General features: G+C 72.6%; 8 protein-coding genes, 1 tRNA gene and 1 rRNA gene. All 10 read left to right on the top strand.

Annotation, left to right across the window (positions count from 1 at the left end):
* A 5S ribosomal RNA gene (gene rrf / locus DEJ01_RS14445) occupies positions 1-104 on the top strand; the annotation flags it as partial.
* A 116-nt stretch (positions 105-220) separates the two neighbouring features.
* Positions 221-1,708, top strand: a complete 1,488-nt coding sequence (gene gltX, locus DEJ01_RS14440; protein WP_111093406.1) for a glutamate--tRNA ligase — start codon at positions 221-223, stop codon at positions 1,706-1,708.
* 6 nt (positions 1,709-1,714) lie between these two features.
* Positions 1,715-2,755, top strand: coding sequence for an NAD(P)/FAD-dependent oxidoreductase (locus tag DEJ01_RS14435; protein WP_111093405.1), 1,041 nt, complete (start codon positions 1,715-1,717; stop codon positions 2,753-2,755).
* Between the two features lie 45 nt (positions 2,756-2,800).
* Positions 2,801-2,872 (top strand) — tRNA-Gln (locus tag DEJ01_RS14430).
* Positions 2,873-3,235: 363 nt separating this feature from the next.
* Complete coding sequence (locus tag DEJ01_RS14425; RefSeq protein WP_181438462.1) at positions 3,236-6,001, top strand: non-ribosomal peptide synthetase; 2,766 nt, start codon at positions 3,236-3,238, stop codon at positions 5,999-6,001.
* A gap of 368 nt (positions 6,002-6,369) precedes the next feature.
* Positions 6,370-7,275, top strand: a complete 906-nt coding sequence (locus tag DEJ01_RS14420; protein ID WP_111093403.1) for a glycosyltransferase family 2 protein — start codon at positions 6,370-6,372, stop codon at positions 7,273-7,275.
* Entirely contained in the window at positions 7,272-8,237 is a 966-nt protein-coding gene (locus DEJ01_RS14415; RefSeq protein WP_111093402.1) for a glycosyltransferase family 2 protein, read from the top strand. The genes DEJ01_RS14420 and DEJ01_RS14415 overlap by 4 nt, the downstream gene beginning before the upstream one ends.
* On the top strand, positions 8,234-11,797 hold the full coding sequence (locus DEJ01_RS14410; RefSeq protein WP_111093401.1) for a glycosyltransferase: 3,564 nt from the start codon (positions 8,234-8,236) through the stop codon (positions 11,795-11,797). The genes DEJ01_RS14415 and DEJ01_RS14410 overlap by 4 nt, the downstream gene beginning before the upstream one ends.
* Positions 11,784-14,162 (top strand): PIG-L family deacetylase, encoded by a 2,379-nt coding sequence (locus tag DEJ01_RS14405; protein ID WP_111093400.1) that lies wholly within the window; start codon positions 11,784-11,786, stop codon positions 14,160-14,162. Before DEJ01_RS14410 ends, DEJ01_RS14405 begins: the two co-directional genes overlap by 14 nt.
* Positions 14,147-15,115, top strand: coding sequence for a glycoside hydrolase family 16 protein (locus DEJ01_RS14400; RefSeq protein ID WP_111093399.1), 969 nt, complete (start codon positions 14,147-14,149; stop codon positions 15,113-15,115). Before DEJ01_RS14405 ends, DEJ01_RS14400 begins: the two co-directional genes overlap by 16 nt.
* Positions 15,116-15,167: the final 52 nt, after the last annotated feature.

Genomic DNA, 15,167 nt, shown 5'->3' with positions numbered 1-15,167 from the left:
GCGAGAGGGAAACGCCCGGTCACATTCCGAACCCGGAAGCTAAGCCTCTCAGCGCCGATGGTACTGCAAGGGGGACCTTGTGGGAGAGTAGGACGCCGCCGGACTTAACGTGGAAGAACCAGGGAACCCCTGACCATTCGTGGTCAGGGGTTTTCTGCGTTCTGCAGCCCCTCCACAGGGCAGGTGGGAGGGACAGGCACCGCGGTAGGGTTGTCGGGTCATGACTGCGCCATTCACCACTGCCTCCGGCTCCGACATCCGCGTCCGCTTCTGCCCGAGCCCGACGGGGACCCCGCACGTGGGGCTCATCCGCACCGCCCTCTTCAACTGGGCCTACGCTCGCCACACCGGCGGCAAGCTCGTGTTCCGTATCGAGGACACCGACGCCGCCCGCGACAGTGAGGAGTCGTACGCGCAGATCCTCGACGCGCTCCGCTGGCTGCGGCTCGACTGGGACGAGGGCGTGGACGCCGGCGGCGAGCACGGACCGTACCGACAGTCCGAGCGCACCGCGATCTACGACGACGTGATCGCGAAGCTCAAGGAGTCGGGGCACATCTACGAGTCCTTCGTCACGCCGGACGAGATGGAGGCCCGCAACAAGGCGGCCGGTCGTGACCCCAAGCAGGGCTACGACAACCACGAGCGCGACCTGACCGATGCCGAGCGCCAGGCGTTCCGCGACGAGGGCCGCGAGCCGGCGCTCCGTCTGCGCGTCCCCGACCGTGACCTGAGCTTCGACGACCTGGTGCGCGGGGAGATCACCTTCAAGCAGGGCACGTTCCCCGACTTCGTGGTGGTCCGTCCGAACGGCAAGCCGCTGTACACGTTCACGAACCCGGTCGACGACGCCCTGATGGGCATCACGCACGTGCTCCGGGGCGAGGACCTGCTGTCGTCGACCCCGCGCCAGATCGCCCTGTACGAGGCGCTGTACGCGATCGGCCTCGCGCCCTCCATCCCCGTGTTCGGACACCTGCCGTACGTGATGGGGGAAGGCAACAAGAAGCTGTCGAAGCGTGACCCCGAGTCGAACCTGTTCCACCACCGCGCCGCCGGCATGATCCCGGAGGGGCTCGTCAACTACCTGGCGCTCCTCGGCTGGTCGATCGGGCCCGACCGCGACGTGTTTTCGATCGACGAGATGGTCGCGGCGTTCGACGTCACCGACGTGAACCCGAACCCGGCCCGCTTCGACCACAAGAAGGCCGAGGCGATCAACGGGGACCACATCCGTCTGCTCGCTCCCGAGGACTTCCGGTCGCGTCTGCTGCCGTACCTGTCGGAGTACATCAGCGACCCGGCGACCCCGGAGCAGCTCGAGGTCCTGACCAAGGCGGCTCCGCTCGTGCAGGAGCGCATGCAGCTGCTCGGCGAGGCGCCGGCGATGCTCGGCTTCCTGTTCACGTCCGACGCCGACCTGGTGGTCGAGGACGACGCACTGGCCTCGCTCAAGGGCGACACGGCGACGGTCCTGACGGCGAGCACCGCCGCGCTCGAGGGCGTCCAGGACTGGACCACCGAGGCCATCGAGGGTGCGCTCCGTGCGGCCCTCATCGACGAGCTCGGTCTGAAGCCCCGCGTCGCCTTCGGCCCGCTGCGCGTGGCGGTGTCCGGACGCCGGATCAGTCCGCCGCTGTTCGAGTCGATGGAGATCCTGGGCAAGGAGTCCACCCTGACCCGGCTCCGCGCCCTCGCGGCGCGCTGACCGACCGTGAGCAGCAAGGAGCACGCCGACCAGGTCGTGCACGACGTCGCGGTCATCGGCGCCGGGCCGGCTGGGCTGAGCGCTGCGCTCAACCTGGTCCGGGCGAAGCGCACCGTGCTGCTCGTCGACGCGAACCGCCCTCGGAACGCCGCGACGCTGCGGTCGCACGGGTTCCTGACGCGGGACGGCATCTCGCCGCTCGAACTCCGCAAGCTCGGGCGGACCGAGGTCGAGGGGTACCCGGAAGCGACGGTCGTGCAGTCCGTCGTCGACCTGGTGGCCCCGGACCCCGACACGGACACCTGGCGGGTGCACGGTTCGTGGCGCGGCACCGAGCTCGACGCCCGCGCCCGGACGGTCGTCGTGGCGACGGGGTTGCGTGAGGAGTTCCCGGCGCTGCCGATGCTGCGTGCGTTCTACGGCACCGCGGTGCACAGCTGCGTCGAGTGCGATGCGTACGACAAGGCCGGGCAGCCGCTCGCCTTCATCTGCGAGACCGACGACGTGGTCGACCGGGCGCTGCTCATCGCCGCGTGGACCGACGACCTGATCGTCTACACGAACGGGGTGGCACCGCTCGACGACGCCGGCCGCGCTCGACTGTCGGCCGCGGGGGTCGTGGTGGACGAGCGGGTCGTCGAGGACCTCGAGGGCGATCGCACCGGGATGACCGGTGTCCGGCTCGCCGACGGCCACGTCGAGCCCCGGACCGGCGGGTTCGTCCGACCGGTGTGGCACGCCGACCTCGACTGGCTGCGCACCGGCGCCACCACGAGTCCGAGTGCCACGAGCGCAACGGGCGGGAACACGGCCGCGAACGCCGACACGCCCGGAGCGCTCGACGGGCTCCAGCGCGACACGCAGGGACTCCTCGTGGTCGACCGGGTGGGCCGGACGTCCGTCCCCGGGCTCTACGCCGTGGGAGACGTCACGCCTCCCGGGCCGGAGCAGCTCATCGTCGCCGCCGGACACGGAGCCGCGACCGCCGCCGCCGTGCACCGAGACCTGGTGGGTGGTCTTGCGGACCTCCGGGATGCTGTACAGTAGTTGATCGTGCCCCGGGTGACCGGGCCAGAAGGCCGACAGGCCTTTTGGGGTATGGTGTAATTGGCAACACAGCGGTTTCTGGTACCGTCGTTCTTGGTTCGAGTCCAGGTACCCCAGCACTCGATGAACAGCCCCCGGGACATCCCGGGGGCTGTTCTCGTTTCCGCGACCTTCTCGTTCAGAGCGTCCTCATCGGCGATGCACGGCGCATCCACGGTCGCACCACGGCTGATCCGGAGGTTGCGCGGAACCGCACGATCCCCGAGCCGGGCGAGCCGCCGTGCGGACGGCGTCCACGGCAGTGGACCGGTCGTTCCGGAGTCGTACCGTCCGTGGCGGGCGCAGGCCGCGCCTCCAGGCCGGTTGCGGTTCCCCGCACCGGGCCGGAGCCTGCTCGCGGGCCGGGGGAACGCGGACCTACGGTCGGAGGACCGTCGCGGGAGTCGTGGCGGTCCGCTGCTGAGCACCCGAGGTGTCATCGTGACCTCCGTCGACCCGCTGACGACCGTCGATCCCTGGAACCACCCCGCAGCCGTGCCCGCGGCGGCCGACCACTCCGTACTGGACCGCTGGGACCGCGTGGTGGCGCTCCGGGGCGACGCCGCCGCGCTCGCGGGGGACGGCCGTCCCTACACCTACGCCGAAGCGGACCGGGCCTCGCGCGCGCTGGCCGCAGCCCTGGCCGTGGCGCTCCGACCCGACGACCGCAGCGGCGCCGGTGTCGGCGACACCCCGGGCGGGGCGTCGAAGCCGGTCGGGCTGATGGCGGGGCAGTCGACCGAGGCCGTGATCGGCATCCTCGCGCTGGTGCGTGCCGGACGGACCGTGGTGGTGCTCGACGACCACCTGCCCGCAGCGCGCCTGGCGCACGTGGCCCGGCTCGCCGGCGTCGACGAGATCGTGGCAGACACCGAGCGTGCGGCGCTGGCCGCCGACGTGGTCGCGGAACGGGACGGCCGGGTGCACGCACTCGGCGAACTGCTGGACGCGGGCGAACCGGGCGCGGCCCCGTCGGCGGACACCGTCGGCGTGCGCCCCGGCGGGCGGGACCCCTTCGCCATCGTCTTCACCTCCGGCTCGACCGGCATGCCGAAGGGCGTCGTCCTGACGCACCGGCAGCAGATCGCCGACGCCGAACAGGACGCGGTCGCGCTCGGCCTCGGCCCGGGTGACCGGCTCGGTGTCGTCCTGCCGCTGTCGTTCGCCGCCGGGCTCCTGTTCTCGTTCGACACGTTGCTCTGCGGCGGCACCATCGTGCTGCTCGAGCCGCGTGAACTCGGTGTCGAGCGGCTGCTCGGGCGGTTCCGGGACGACGACGTGAACGTGCTCGTCTGCACCCCGCACCTGCTGCGCTCGATCATCGGGTCGCAGAACGCCCCAGGGTCGCACGGGACCGCCGCCGGGACCGCGCCGGTGCTCGGCGGGCTGCGCTTCCTGATGACCACGGGCGAGTCCGTCACCGGCGCCGACCTCGCCGCGGCTCGACCCCACCTGGACCCGGACACGCTGCTCCTGAACGCCTTCGGCTCGAGCGAGACCGCGTGCGTCGCGTACTGCCCGGTGGCACCGGGCGAGCCGGTGCCCGAGGGCGTCGTGCCCGCCGGGTGGCCGTTGCCCGGCAAGACGGTCCTCGTGCTCCGAGAGGAGGGCAGCCCTGCCGACCCGGGGGAGACGGGCGAGCTCGTCGTGGTCTCCGACGCCCTGACCGCGGGCTACTGGGGTGCGCCGGAGAAGACCGCCGAACGGGCCGGACGCACCGGCGAGGCAGAGGCCGCCGCCGGCATCCCCGTCGGGACCCCGAGCTGGCGGCAGGGCGACCTGGCACGCGTCGACCCCGACGGCCGGCTCGTGCTGCTCGGCCGGTCCGACGACGCCGTGAAGGTCCGCGGCTACCTGGTCGAGCCGAGTGAGGTCGAGGCGGCGCTCCGCGCGGTCCCCGAGGTGCACGACGCGGTCGTGACGGCACAGGTCGACCCCGGTTCCGTCACCCGGCTCGTCGCCTACGTGGTCGGTCGCCCGGGGCACCGCACCCCGGCCCCGGGTGCGCTCCGACGGGCGCTCCGTGAGCGGCTGCCCGAGTACATGGTGCCGGCGTCGATCGTGCCGATGACCGAACTGCCGCGGAACGAGCGCGGCAAGGTCGACCGGGCCGAACTCCCCGGGGCGCCGAGCGTCGAGACCGAGATGGTCGAGGGCGAGTACGACCAGTGGGAGCTCGTCGTGGGACAGATCTGGGCCGAGGTGCTCGGCCTGCGGGGCGTGCACCTGGACGAGGACTTCTCCGCCCTCGGCGGCGACTCGCTGTCCGCCGAGGAGATGCTCGCCGTCGTGCAGGACCGGCTCGGGGTCGACCTGCGCTCCTCGGACGTGCTCGAGCACCCGACGCTCCGCGCCTTCGCCCGACGGGTGCGGAGCGGCACGAGCGCGCTGCCGAGCCACCCCGACGTCGTGAAGGTCTCCGAGGCGCGCGAGGGCGGCCGTCCGCCGGTGTTCTGCTTCGCCGGTGGCGGTGCCCTGGCGCTGACGTTCCTGCCGCTCTCGCGGCACCTGCCCGCGCACGACCTGTACGCGTTCCAGCAGCACGCCCTCGAGCGCCGTGGGATGCCGGACTGGAACATCGAGCGGAGCGCCCGCCGCTACCTCGCCCTGATGCGCATCGTGCAGCCCCGCGGCCCGTACCTGCTCGTCGGGCACTCGCTCGGCGGACTCGTCGCGCTCGAGATCGCCCGGCTCCTGACCGAGAGCGGCGAGCAGGTGGAACACGTCGTCCTGCTCGACACCTACCTGCCCCGCACGAAGTCCGAACAGGCCCGCCTGCACTTCGGCCGGATGGAGCCGCGCGACCAGCCGAACACCGCCGTCCGGGCCGTGCAGCGGGGGCTCGACCGCGCCGTCCGACGGGTCCTGCCCGCGGGCGTGCCGTACGGGGCGCTGTTCGCCAAGCGGCTCCGGGCGTACACCGCCGGCGTGCTGCGGCACGGGGGGCAGAAGGACTTCGACGCCTTCTTCGACCAGGCCGAGATCGTCACCAGACGCCACCACCCGACGCCGTTCCACGGGCGCGCCACCTACGTCCTCGCCGACGCCAACCCCGACGCCGCCGGGTGGTCCGCCCTGCTGCGCGGGCCCACCGAGATGGTGCGGATCGCGAGCGAGCACACGTCGCTGCTGCGGGAACCGCACGTCGCCGAGCTGGCGGTCGCGCTGCGGGCCGCCTTCGAGACGGCGGACGTGCCGCAGGTCTGAGACCGGCCCACGACCGGACGGGAGGCGCGGTGCCGGCTGGCACCGCGCCTCCCGTCCGCTCGTCCTGCGTCCACCACCCGCCGGCCGCCGCGCCGGACCGCGAACCTGCACGACCGTTGCGGGTTTCCGTATCCGCACCCGGGTGTCCGCAAGGGACCGCACCGCGCATTGACCCTCCCGCTGGCCACGGCGATGGTTGGAACCGCGGGGGAGAGTACCCACTCACCCGCGGCAAGCAGGCGGCGTCGTACCCGCGTCCCGCTGCTCGACCGACGACGGTCACCGTCGTCGATGCGTCATCCGAGGACGCGCCGCTCGTCTCGACGAGCCACCACCCGACAGCAACCCTGACCCGACAGGACCGCGCCATGCCCGCACGTACCGTTCGCCCTGCAGACCCGAGGGTCTCCGTCGTCATCCCGGCACGGAACGAGGCCCGCAACCTCGAGATCATCCTCCCGAAGCTCCCGCCCGTGTACGAGGTGATCCTGGTCGACGGCAACTCCGTCGACGACACCATCGCCGCCGCCCAGCGCGTGATGCCCGACATCCGCGTCGTGCACCAGACCCGCAAGGGCAAGGGCAACGCCCTGGCCTGCGGCTTCGAGGCCGTCACCGGCGACATCGTCGTCATGTTCGACGCCGACTGCTCCGCGGACCCCGACGAGATCCCGCGGTTCGTCCAGGCACTCGTCGACGGCGCCGACGTCGCGAAGGGCACCCGGTACTCGCTCGGCGGTGGCAGCGACGACATCACGATCGTCCGGAACATGGGCAACCGCGGCCTGAACATGCTCTGCAACATCATCCTCGGCACCCGCTACAGCGACCTCTGCTACGGCTACAACGCCTTCTGGGCGGACGTCCTGCCGGAGATCGGTCTGCTGTCGTCCGAGCTGCCGAAGCCGGCCGACGGTTCGATGCTGTGGGGCGACGGGTTCGAGATCGAGACCGTCCTGACCTGCCGCTGGTCGGCCGCCGAGCTCGCGATCACCGAGGTGCCGAGCCACGAGAAGCTCCGCGTGCACGGTTCGAGCAACCTCAACGCCGTGACCGACGGCATCCGCGTGCTGAAGTCGATCATGCACGAGCGTCGTCGTGCCGCGATCGGCCGTGCCGAGGTCCGTCGCGCGGCGATGAGCGTCGTGCCGCCGGCCGAGCAGCTCGCCGCGCCGGCTGCTGCGCCGGTTGCTGCTGCTCCCGTCGCTGCTGCGTCCGTCGCCGGGGCAGCCGTCGTCGCGTCCGTCGTCGCCCTCGAGGAGGACGTCGCGTGACGACCGTCGCGGTCGTCATCTGCGCCTACACCCAGCAGCGCTGGGGTGACCTGCAGGACAGCGTCGAGTCGGCCAAGCGCCAGCCCGAGGCCCCCGAGGTCGTGGTCGTCATCGACCACGAGCCCGAGCTCCTGGCCCGCGCCGCCGCGCGCTGGCCGGAACTCCGGGTCGTCCCGAACACCGAGGACCGCGGACTCTCCGGGGCCCGGAACACCGGTGTCGCCCTGACCGACGCCGACGTCGTCGCGTTCCTGGACGACGACGCCACCGCGGACCCCGACTGGCTCGGGCACATGCTCACCGCGCTCGAGGACCCCGACGTCGTCGGTGTCGGCGGTCGTGCCACGCCGTCCTGGCCGACCGCGACCGGCTCCGGCCCGTACGCCGACGAACTGCTCTGGATCGTCGGGTGCTCGTACCGCGGGCTGCCCGAGACCCCGGGCGACGTCCGCAACGTCATCGGGTCGAGCATGGCGTTCCGCCGTGACGCGATCCTGCTCGCAGGCGGCTTCCGCTCCGGCATCGGCCGCGTCGGCAACCAGCCGCTCGGCTGCGAGGAGACCGAACTCTGCATCCGCATCGCCCAGGCCCGTCCCGGCGCGCGGATCCGGCACGAACCGCGCTCGAACGTCTCGCACCGGGTCTCGCCGGACCGCGTGACGATGCGCTACCTGCGCCGCCGCAGCTACTACGAGGGCATCTCGAAGGCCGTGCTGAGCCGTCGGGTCGGCACCAGCGACTCGCTCGCCAGCGAGTCGACCTACCTGACCCGGGTGATCCCGGGCGCCGTGCTGCGCGAACTGCGCCACGTCGGTCGTGGCGGAGGCCTGCGGGCGTACGCCATCGCGCTCTCCGTCGTCTCGACGGTCGCGGGCTACGCCGTCGGCCGGGTCCTCGGCACCGTCGTCGTGCGGACCCCACCCGCACCCGCACCGCTCCCGCAGCCGGTGGGCACACCGTGACCCGCGCGACCCTGGCGATGGTCCTCTCGCCGGTCGTGACCGGGCCGCTCGTCCCCACCTGGGACGGCGCGCTCTGGGTCGGCGAGGTCGACCGTGCCGACGTGCACGCGTCGAGCCACCGGGACGTCATCGCCCTGCAGGGATCCGCCGGGTACGGGCGTGCACGCCTGCTCGTCCGCGACCACGGCGAGCCCCTCGGCTTCGTCGAGGCCGAGATCACCGAACGCCGTCGCATCGGCGGCACCATCGACGTTCGTGCGCTCCTGCGCGCGATCCGGCCCATGCCGGCACCCGAGCGTCGGCCGGCAGCAGGTCTGGTGCTGCCGTCCGTCACCGTGGTGCTCTGCACGGACGGCGCCGCCGGCACGACCATGCGGTCGGTGCTCGCGAACGGGCACCCCGACTTCGACGTCGTCGTCGTCTCGCACGGCGCCGACGACGGCGGGGTGGCGACGGTCGACATCAGCGGACGTCGCGTCACCACCATCCCGGCGCCCGAGGGCGGCCTCGCCGCCGCGCGGAACGCCGGCCTGCTCGTCGCGACCGGCGACGTCGTCGCGTTCGTGGACGAGGGTGCCGTCGTGGACGGCGACTGGATCGCCGCCATCGCCCGTGCCTTCGCGGCCGACCCCGACGTGGCCTGCGTCACCGGGCTCGTACCGAGTGCCGAGCTCCGGACGCCGGCGCAGCGCTGGCACGACGACCGCACCCCCGGTGGGCGGACCGTCCGCCGGCGGGTGTTCCGGCTCGACGACCCGGTCGACGACCTCCCGCTGCACCCCTTCGCCGCCTCGGCCTACGGCACCGGCGCGAACCTCGCCGTGCACCGCGCGACCGCGCTCCGGATCGGCGGGTTCGACACCGCCTTCGGTCCCGGCACCCGCGTCGGCGGTGGCGACGACCTCGACCTCTTCACACGACTGCTGTTCGCCGGATCCGCGATCGCCGTCGAACCGGCCGCGATCGCGTGGCAGCGATCGGCGGACGACGTCGCGTCGCTCCGCGCCGCCGCTGCCGCGCACGGCCACGGACTCGGAGCCTGGATGACCAAGAACGCACTCGACCGCGACACGCTGACCGCCTCGGTGGACGCGGCGCCGGAGGCCATCAGCGCCTTCGCACGCCTCGGCCTCGAGCAGGGCGACGACGCTGCCGACGCTGCTCCGGCGAACGGCCACGGGACGGGCGCCGCGCATGACGCGGACACCGTCGACGCCGTCGACGCGGAGTTCGCGGCGACGAAGCGCCGGTTGCGTCGCGTCGAGCGGCGCTCCGTGCTCACCGCACCGGTCCTGGCGCTCCGCGAACGCATGGGCGGCGCGGGGACGATCGACCGGACGGCGCACGGTCGCCACGAGCTGCAGCGCGGCCTCGACACCGCGGGGCCGGCACGACCGACCCCGGGCGGCGCGATGAGCCCGGCAGCCCGACTCGGCGCCGCCGCGATCGTCGTGCTGACGCTCGTGCTGGCCGCCGTCGGCAGCGTCGTCGAGCTGCCCACGCTGCGGGCGAGCGCCGTCGCGGTCTTCCTGTTCGCGCTGCTCGGGGTCGCCCCGATGCTGCTCGTCCGTCCGATGTCCCTCGCACGGTTCGCCGTCCTCGCCGTCACCGGGTCGCTCGTCGGCACGATCGGCATCGGCTACACCATGGCGACCTTCCACATCTGGGCGCCGACGGTCCCCTTCGTCGGTGTCGTCGTGCTCACCGCGGCGGCGCTCGCCGTCTCGGTACCCCGTGACGTGGCGGAGCTCCGTCGCGCCGGTCTCGTGCGCCGCGAGACCGCCCGGCCCCGGTGGAGCACGACCGCCACGGTGACGGCGCTCTCGCTCGGCGGGCTCGTCGTGGTGGTCGTCGCCGCGCTCACCCACATGGGCGACCCGGTGCCCGCAGGCCTGTTCGGCTCGCTCGGCCCCGGCCTGGTCGTCGGCCTCGTGCTCGTCGTCGCCGCGGCGGTCATCGCCCTGGTCCGCGGCCGCGCGCTCGCCGTGCCCGTCGTCGTGCTCGGCGGTGTCGTGCAGCTCGCCCAGGCGATCACGTACGGCGTGCCCACCGTGACCGCCGCCGCGCGGCACATCGGTGTCGTCGAGTACATCCGCCAGTTCGGTGGGACCAACCCGTCGGCCGACATCTTCCAGACCTGGTCCGGCCTGTTCGCCGGCGCCGCCTGGGTCGCCGACGTCGGGGGCATCGTCAACACGATCCTCATCGCCGCGTGGGTGCCGGTCCTGCTCGCGTTCAGCACGACCATCGCCGTCGGCGTCCTGGCGGCGCACTGGCTGCCCGGCGCCCGTCGGCCGTGGATCGCAGCGCTGCTGACCGCGATGACCGGTTCGCTCAACACCACGTACTTCTCGCCGCAGTCGACCGGCATCCTGATGTCGATCGTGATCCTCGTGCTCGCCACCGGACCGCTGCGCGATGCCGCCGTCACCACCGCCGACGGCTCCGTCGCCGCCAAGCCACGGGCACGGCGCGTGGGGCTCTCGCGGATCGTCGCGATCACCCTCATCGGCATCGTGCTCGCCGTGACCCACCAGATCTCGCCGTACCTGACGGTCGCCGCACTCGTCACGCTCATCGTGTTCCGGATGCTCCGCCCCTGGTGGCTGCCCGCCGTCGTGCTCGTGCCGGCGGTGGTCTTCGCCGCGCTGAACGGCGACATCCTCGGGCGGTTCCTGTCGCTCGCGGCGGTCGGACGGGTGCTCGACAACGTGCAGCCGCCCGCGCACGACATGACGGTCCTGCCGAAGCCGCTCGTCACGCGTCTGGCGTTCGACATCCCGGCAGCTGCGCTCGTGGTGCTCGGACTCATCGCCGTGGTGACCGTCCTGATGCGGCGTGACCGGACGCACTGGGCGCTCCTCGCCACCGCCGCGAGCCCGATCTCGCTGCTCGTCGCGACGAACTACGGCCAGGAGGGCGTCTTCCGCGTCGTGCTCTTCGCGACGCCGTGGATCGCGATCCTGGCGGCGGCGCTCCCGATGCCCGCCGGTCGGTTCGCCCCGGTCGGGGCGGTCCTGCAGCGGGGGATGCGTCCGACCGCGGTGCGGTTCGCGGTCGCCGGAGCAGCGGTGGCGGCGCTCGTCGCGATCGGTGCGTTCGGGCAGACCTCGCTCGACTGGAACCGCGTCATGACCCGGAGCCAGTCCGCGGCGACGCAGTACTACGACCGCACGGCACCCGCGGGCTCCGTGATGCTGCTCACCGGGTCGGCCAACGCCGTCCCGAGCAACACCGGCGCGCGGTACTTCGACGTGGGCTACCTGTCCCGCGAAGCCCTCGGCCCGTACCCGGACCCGACCGGCGGCTACGACGCCGAGGCGGACCTGTCGAACGTGACGCGGGAACTCGTCGTGAACTGGTCGGCCACCGGCTACTACGCCCTGGTCGCGGAGCCCTTCGGCGCCTACGACGAGCGGTACGGCTACCAGAGCGACGCCGACTACCAGGAGCTCGCCGCCGCCATGGCGTCCTCGCCCTACTGGAAGCGGGTCTGGTCGTCGGGGACGACCGCGATGTACGAGCTGACGACGGAGGGCCTGCGCCATGCAACCGACTGAACCGACCTCCGACAGACCGCGACGGACGCGACGGGCCACCGTCGCGTCCGTCGCGGGCGTGCTCGCCACGGTGCTCGCCGTGCTGGTCGCGCCGAACCTCGTGGTCCAGCCCGCCGTGGCCGCGGCGGCCGACTGCAGCGCCGGGCGGGTGCTCAACGTCGTCGCCCACCCCGACGACGACCTGCTCTTCCAGGGCACGGACCTGCGGAAGGACATCGACGCGGGGCGCTGCGTGCGCTCCGTCATCGTCACGGCCGGTGACGCCGGCAAGCCCGACTGGTACTGGCAGGAACGCCAGGTCGGGCTTATGGCCGCCTACGCGAGCATGGCCGGCGTCGACCCGGCGTCGACGACCGGCTCCACGACGGTCGCCGGACGGACCCTGCTCACCGAGACCCTGACCGCCGACCCGCGGATCAGCCTGGTCTTCATGGACCTGCCGGACGGCAACGTCGAGGGCAACGGCTTCTGGGCGAACGGCTACGAGAGCCTCCAGCGCCTGTACACGGGCGACATGGACACGCTGCACACCGTCGCCGATGCCCCGCACGCCGCCACGTACACGCTCGCGCAGCTCCGGGCGACGCTGCAGGGGATCGTGCAGGACTTCGCACCGACGGACATCCACACGCTCGACCACGAGGGCGAGTACGGCGACGGGGACCACAGCGACCACCACACGGTCGCGTACCTGACCGACCAGGTGCAGCAGCAGTACACCGGCGCGCACGGCTTCACCGGGTACATGGGGTACCCGATCGCCGACCGTCCGGCGAACCTGACGACGGCCGAGACCCAGGCGAAGGCCGACGCGTTCTTCACCTACGCCGCGCACGACAGTGAGACCTGCGCCTCGTACGAGGCCTGCTCGGCTCGACCCGAGACCTCGTGGCTCAGCCGGCAGTACACCGCCGGCTCGCCGGTGCCGACGGACCCCACCGACCCCACGGACCCGACCCCCGCACACAGGGACGTGACGGGTTCGGCGTCGGTGACGGCGAGTGCGGAGAACCCGGCTGATGGTCAGACGGCCGTGAAGGCGGTCGACGGTGTGGTGAGCGGGTACCCGGATGCGCCGACGGCGGAGTGGGTCGCGCCGTCCGGTCGTGCGGGGACGTGGATCCAGCTCGGGTGGGCGGGGGCGACGGCGTTGGACGCGGTCGACCTCGCTGATCGTCCGAACGCGGTGGACCAGGTGCTGGGCGGGACGTTGACGTTCTCGGACGGTTCGAGTGTGACGGTGCCGGCGTTGAACAATAGTGGTGCGGTGCAGCGGATCACGTTCGCGGCGCGCAGTGTCACGTGGGTGCGGTTCACGGTGACCTCGGTCAGTGGCGGGACGCAGAACGTCGGCCTCGCCGAGATCCGCGCGCTGGCCCCGGCCGACACGACGCAGCCACCACCGACCCCGACCCGGACGGACGTGACGGGTTCGGCGTCGGTGACGGCGAGTGCGGAGAACCCGGCTGATGGTCAGACGGCCGTGAAGGCGGTCGACGGTGTGGTGAGCGGGTACCCGGATGCGCCGACGGCGGAGTGGGTCGCGCCGTCTGGTCGTGCGGGGACGTGGATCCAGCTCGGGTGGGCGGGGGCGACGGCGTTGGACGCGGTCGACCTCGCTGATCGTCCGAACGCGGTGGACCAGGTGCTGGGTGGGACGTTGACGTTCTCGGACGGTTCGAGTGTGACGGTGCCGGCGTTGAACAATAGTGGTGCGGTGCAGCGGATCACGTTCGCGGCGCGCAGTGTCAGGTGGGTGCGGTTCACGGTGACCTCGGTCAGTGGCGGGACGCAGAACGTGGGGCTCGCCGAGATCCGGGCGTTCTCTCCGGCGAGCAACGGCGGTACGACGCCGACGCCGACGCCGACGCCGACGCCGACCCCGACCCCGACTCCGACGCCCACGCCGACGCCGACTCCCACCCCGACGCCCACTCCGGGCCTGCGGGACGTCACCGGCTCGGCGACCCCGACGGCGATCGCCGACAACCCGGCCGACGGCCAGACCGTCGCGAAGGCCGTCGACGGCGTGGTGTCCGGCCACCCGGTCGACCACACCGCCGAGTGGGCCGTGCCCTGGGGACGCACCGGCATCTGGATCCAGCTCGACTGGGCTGCCCCGGTCGCGCTCCAGCGCATCATCCTGCACGACCGTCCGAACAGCGACGACCAGATCACGAGCGGCACGCTGACGTTCTCGGACGGCAGCCAGGTCGCCGTGGGCGAGCTCCCGAACGACGGCAGCGCCCGGACGGTCGACTTCACCGCCCGCAACGTCACCTGGGTGCGGTTCACCACCACCGGGGTGTCGAACAGCACGATCAACGTCGGTCTCTCGGAGGTCCGCGCATGGACAGCTGGATGACCCCGGACGATGACGGCCCCCGCCCCGTCGCCGAGCAGTCGGCCGCCGCGCACGGCGCCCCACCCGCGCACGGCTTCGGCACCTCCCGTCACCGCACGCCGCTCCGGACACGGGGACGACGGGTCGCGATCGTGGCCGCCGCCCTGGTGGTCGCGGTCGGTGCCGTCGCCGCGGCGACCACCGGCACGACCTCCGTCGGCCCCGCACCCAGTGGGGTCGCGATGCCGACCGGCGACGGGGACGGCTGGAAGCGGGTGTTCTCCGAGGACTTCGACGAGTCCGCCCCGTCCGGCGGGTTCGAGGCGGCCTACGACGACCGGTTCACCGTCTACCACGGCTTCGCGGACACCGCGGGGACCGGTCGGTACCAGGCGTCCACGCTGAGCGCCCACGACGGGATGCTCGACATGCACCTGCGCACGACGAAGGCGGGCACCCCGCTCGCCGGCGGGGTCGTGCCGCTCGTCGACGGACGATGGGGCGGTCAGACCTCCGGCCGGTACAGCATCCGGATGAAGAGCGACGAGGTCGACGGCTACGGGGTGGCGGTGCTGCTCTGGAGCGACGAGAACGTCTGGGCGCACGGCGAGATCGACTTCCCCGAGGGTGCGCTCGGTGCGCCCGCCTGGCTCAACGTGCACTGCCTGGTCGACCCGGCCGAGAAGTGCGTCCACCACGAGACCGACGCGTCGCTGGCCGACTGGCACACGTACACGATCGAGTGGACGCCGTCGCGGATGTCGTTCCTGGTCGACGACGAGGTCGTCGGGAGCACCACACAGGACATCCCCGTGGAGCGCATGCACCTGGTCGTGCAGACGGGATCCCTCGAGGGCCTGCCGCCCCGGGACGCCGCCGGGTCGTTGCTGGTCGACTGGATGACGATCGACGTGCCCGCGGACGGCGAGAGCCCCCGGGCCACGCTGCCGTCCACGGAACCCACCGCCGGCTGACGGCGCCGAGCCCGACGCAGACCGACGCCGCCGCCCGGTGCGCGCAGACGAC

It is taken from the genome of Curtobacterium sp. MCLR17_040, assembly GCF_003234735.1.
Taxonomy (GTDB): domain Bacteria; phylum Actinomycetota; class Actinomycetes; order Actinomycetales; family Microbacteriaceae; genus Curtobacterium; species Curtobacterium flaccumfaciens.
The sequence above is the reverse complement of the archived record's forward strand: the minus strand, read 5'-3'. Positions and strand labels throughout refer to the sequence as shown.